The organism is Candidatus Poribacteria bacterium (assembly GCA_016866785.1).
Classification (GTDB): domain Bacteria; phylum Poribacteria; class WGA-4E.
The window spans coordinates 1-3,944 of record VGLH01000212.1 but is presented as its reverse complement, the minus strand read 5'-3'; the positions used below and the strand labels follow the sequence as shown (position 1 = coordinate 3,944).

Genomic DNA, 3,944 nt, shown 5'->3' with positions numbered 1-3,944 from the left:
GAGGGACAAGCGGCGATCCTCACCGAGGTTTTGGGAGACGCGGCGCTGCACGCCGCTCGCGCCTCGGATGCGCTGGAATCGACGACGACGCGCCGCCTCGAAGACCTGCTCATCCTGTTGGACAAATGGGACCGCGAGGTTCCGCTGACGGATCAGCGCCTGTTCGCGCTGGTACCGATGCAGGGGTTCATTCGGCTCCACGTGCTGGACGATGAGGGGAACCTCGTCGCCGCGAACCGCCCCGGCTGGGGGATGCGGCGGCGCATGGGTCCCTCGATGCGCGAGGGCATGCCGATGGGACCGCCAGGCATGCGACCGCTGCCGGAGCCTGCGCCGGACTTCCGTCCGCCTCAAGGCCCGGGCCCGCGCCGTCCGCCATTCGTGGACGCCCTCATGCCATACATCCAACGGCTGAAGTCGTCGGGGCAGGAGTCGCTGGTCATGTCGCTGCCTGGACGCAGTGGGCAGGTGGATCCGCGCGGCGTCTACGGCGTTGTCCACAGACGGACGCGCGGCGGCGTTCTAGCGGCGACCGTCGAGACAGAAGCCCTGACGGCTCTGCGCGAGGCGGCGAGCCGCGATACGCTGTTCGACCAGGTCGCCCGCGCCGACGGTATCTTGTCCGTCGGATGGTCGCCGTTGTCCGGTGACGTGGTTCCAAGCGGATTCCGGTGGGAATGGCAGGAGATGGACGGCAAGCGGGCGTTTGTCGGCATCCGAACCATCGACGACATCGACAGCAAGCCCATCGAGATTCGGGTCGCGCTCGACGCGAAGCCGATCCTCGACACGGAGCGCGAGGCATGGCAGCAGGGAGGTGTCCGTCTCGCGCTCGTCGCGCTCGCGACGCTCGCCGTCACGGGTCTGCTCTTCTCGCGCCAGAACGTCCAACTGCTGAGGGACGAGACCGACCGCATCCAGGCGGAGGTGCACCGGCTCGAAGAGGAGTCGCGGCGGCGCGACAAGCTGACGGCGATGGGAGAGCTTGCCGCCGGGGTCGCCCACGAGATACGCAACCCGCTGAACGCCATCGCGATGGTGTCTCAGCGACTTGCGCGCGAGTTCGAGCCGCACGACGGCGACGCCGAGTACCAGGAGCTTCTCAGTATCCTACGGGACGAATCCGCCCGCGTCGAATCCGTCGTCGATCAGTTCCTTCGGTTCGCCCGCCCGCCTAAGATCGAGCCCCGGCAGGGCGACCTCGCCGCGATGCTGCGCGACGCCGGACGTCGGCTCCGCCCCGTCGCCGAGTCGAGCAGCGTGGCGTTAGAAGTCGACGCGAACGAGCCGACGATATTGGACTTCGACCCTGAGCAGCTCTATCAGGCGATCGCCAACGTGGTCCGCAACGCTGTCGAGGCAGGAGGCGGAGTCGTGCGCATCGCCCTGGCGAGCGACGCCGACTCGGCGACCGTGACGGTGACCGATCAGGGCTGCGGGATTCCGCCGGATCAGCTCGAACGCGTCTTCGATCTCTACTACACAACGAAGACGACGGGAACCGGGCTGGGCTTGGCGCTGGTACACCAGGTCGTCGCCGACCACGGGGGGGCCGTCGCCATCGAGAGCCGCGAGGGCGCCGGGACGACCGTCACGATCACGCTACCACGAGGCAGGCGCGTTGACGATCCTCGTCATTGACGACGATTCGAGCGGGAGAACGACACTCGCCGGATACCTACGCAAGTGCGGCTACCGCGTCCTGGAGGCAGCATCGGGGGAAGCGGGGCTGATGGCAGCCAATGGCTCCGAACCGATCCACGTCGTCCTGAGCGACATCCGCATGCCCGGTATCGACGGGATCGAGGTGCTGCGGCGGCTCCGGACGGGCAACCCCGAACTGGCAGTCCTGCTGGTCACGGCGTTCGCCTCGGTTCCTCAGGCGGTGGAAGCCGTCAAGATCGGCGCGTGGGACTACCTGCCGAAGCCCATCGACCTCGACGAACTCCGCGTCAAGCTGGTCAAGATGGAGCGTGAGCTGGGGCTCGACGCGTCCCCCGACGCCCAAGATCGGGATGACATCGACCTGGACGGGATCGTCGCCGAGAGCCCGGCGATGCAGGACGTTCTAAGCGTCCTCGACCGCGCCGCGCCGACGGACGCGACGATCCTGCTGCTGGGCGAGTCCGGCACGGGCAAGAGCATGCTTTCCGGGTGGGTGCACCGCCGGTCAGCCCGATCCGCGGGTCCGTTTGTCTCTGTAAGCTGCGCGGCGCTGCCGGAGACGCTCATCGAGAGCGAGCTCTTCGGGCACGAGAAGGGCGCGTTCACGGGCGCTGATCGCGAGCGCGTCGGACGGTTCGAGGCTGCCAACGGCGGAACGCTGTTCCTCGACGAGGTGGGCGACATCCCGCTTGCGACTCAGGTAAAGCTGCTCCATGTGCTCCAGGAGCGGGTCGTGGCGCGGCTCGGAGGGTCGGGCAAGCCTAGGCGGGTCGACGTGCGCGTCGTCGCGGCGACCAACCGCAACCTGCAGGAGCTCATCCGCGAGGGCAGGTTCCGCGAGGACCTGTATTACCGCCTGAACGTCGTCTCCGTCGAAGTCCCGCCACTTCGGCTGCGACGGCGAGACGTGCCGGCGCTCGTCGCGCACTTCCTCGCCAAGCACGCCCTGTCGGACCGCCCGGCGACCGTCAGCCCGGAAGCCGAGTCGCTGCTCGCGCGATACGCCTATCCGGGGAACGTGCGCGAGCTGGAGAACGCCATCGAGCGCGCCGCCATCCTTGCGCGGAACAGCGTCATCACGCCGCGCGACCTGCCCCCAACGATGAACCGTCCGACGGCCGCAGATGCCTCGGACTCCCTCCCCGACTCCGTCGAGACGCTCGAACGGCAGCGCATCCTGGAAGCGCTCCACGCCGCAGACGGCATCCAGACGCGCGCCGCTGAAAGCCTCGGCATCACAGAGCGGAACCTGCGCTACAAGATGAGGAAGTACCGGATCGCCACGGCGCGCGGCGATGCGGCGTCAGGCGCGTAGGACGTCGAGTCCCTCTGCCGCCGCGATGGCTTCAAGGCGGACCATCTCGTCGTCGGTCTGGCGCTGCGTGCCTGCCAGCGGGTAGGGCTTCTGGAGCCACGAGTACTTGCCGCTCGCCGACGGGTTGAAGGGGAGTAGACTGATCCGCTGCGCCCCGAGCGACCGTGCGAGCCGCCCGATGTTCTGGATGTCCTCGGCTCCGCCGTTGTAGCCGGGAACGACCGGCACGCGCACGATGACCTCCGCGCCGCCGTCGATGAGGCGCGTCAGGTTCCCCGTGACATGCGTCAGGGGAACACCGGTAAAGGCGATGTGCTTCTCGCCGTCGGCGTGCTTGAGGTCGTAGAGGAAGAGGTCCGTCACCGTCGCTAACCGTTCGAGGCGCGCCCAGGTTGTCACGCCCGTCGTCTCGATCGCCGTGTGGACGCCCTCGTCGTGACACAGCGCCAGGACGCTGTAAGCGAACTCTGGCTGGAGGGTCGGTTCGCCGCCCGTCAACGTGATGCCGCCGCCGGTTCTGCGGAAGAAGGGCTTGAGCGCGCGCGCTTCGTCCACGACATCGCCCGCCGTCGTCGTGTAGCCCTTCATCTCCAGGGCGTCATGTTCGCATGCGTCGAGGCACTTGCCGCACCGGAGGCAGGTCTCGCGGTCGCGGTCGGCGGGTAGGATGGGCTCCGGCGTGCGCAGGTTGACGGGGCACGCTTCGGCGCACGCGCCGCATCGGACGCAGCGCGCTTCGTACCAGACGACTTCGGTGCGGGGCGAGACGGATTCCGGACTGTGGCACCAGACGCACCGGAGCGGACAGCCCTTGAGGTAGACCATCATCCGCAAGCCGGGCCCGTCATGCGTCGCCGTCTGGTCGACGGCGAAGATCGTTCCGGCTACGGAGCGCAGGGCTTCCCTCTCGGCGTCGCGCATTTCGCCTCCTCGCACCCGACCCGTTCGCGCTAGTGGTCAGTGA

3 protein-coding genes are annotated in these 3,944 nt (G+C 68.2%); 2 read left to right on the top strand and 1 reads right to left on the bottom strand.

The window, feature by feature from the left end:
* Both FJZ36_18315 and FJZ36_18310 read left to right on the top strand, forming a co-directional pair.
* Window positions 1-1,641 (top strand): hypothetical protein (locus FJZ36_18315; protein ID MBM3216854.1); only part of this gene is annotated, 1,641 nt, incomplete at its 5' end.
* The gene (locus FJZ36_18310; GenBank protein ID MBM3216853.1) at window positions 1,622-2,980 is read left to right on the top strand and encodes a sigma-54-dependent Fis family transcriptional regulator; all 1,359 of its coding nucleotides are present in this window, start codon (window positions 1,622-1,624) and stop codon (window positions 2,978-2,980) included. The genes FJZ36_18315 and FJZ36_18310, both read left to right, overlap by 20 nt.
* Here FJZ36_18310 and FJZ36_18305 read toward each other — a convergent pair.
* The gene (locus FJZ36_18305) at window positions 2,969-3,901 is read right to left on the bottom strand and encodes a glycyl-radical enzyme activating protein (protein MBM3216852.1); all 933 of its coding nucleotides are present in this window, start codon (window positions 3,899-3,901) and stop codon (window positions 2,969-2,971) included. The genes FJZ36_18310 and FJZ36_18305 overlap by 12 nt on opposite strands.
* Window positions 3,902-3,944: the final 43 nt, after the last annotated feature.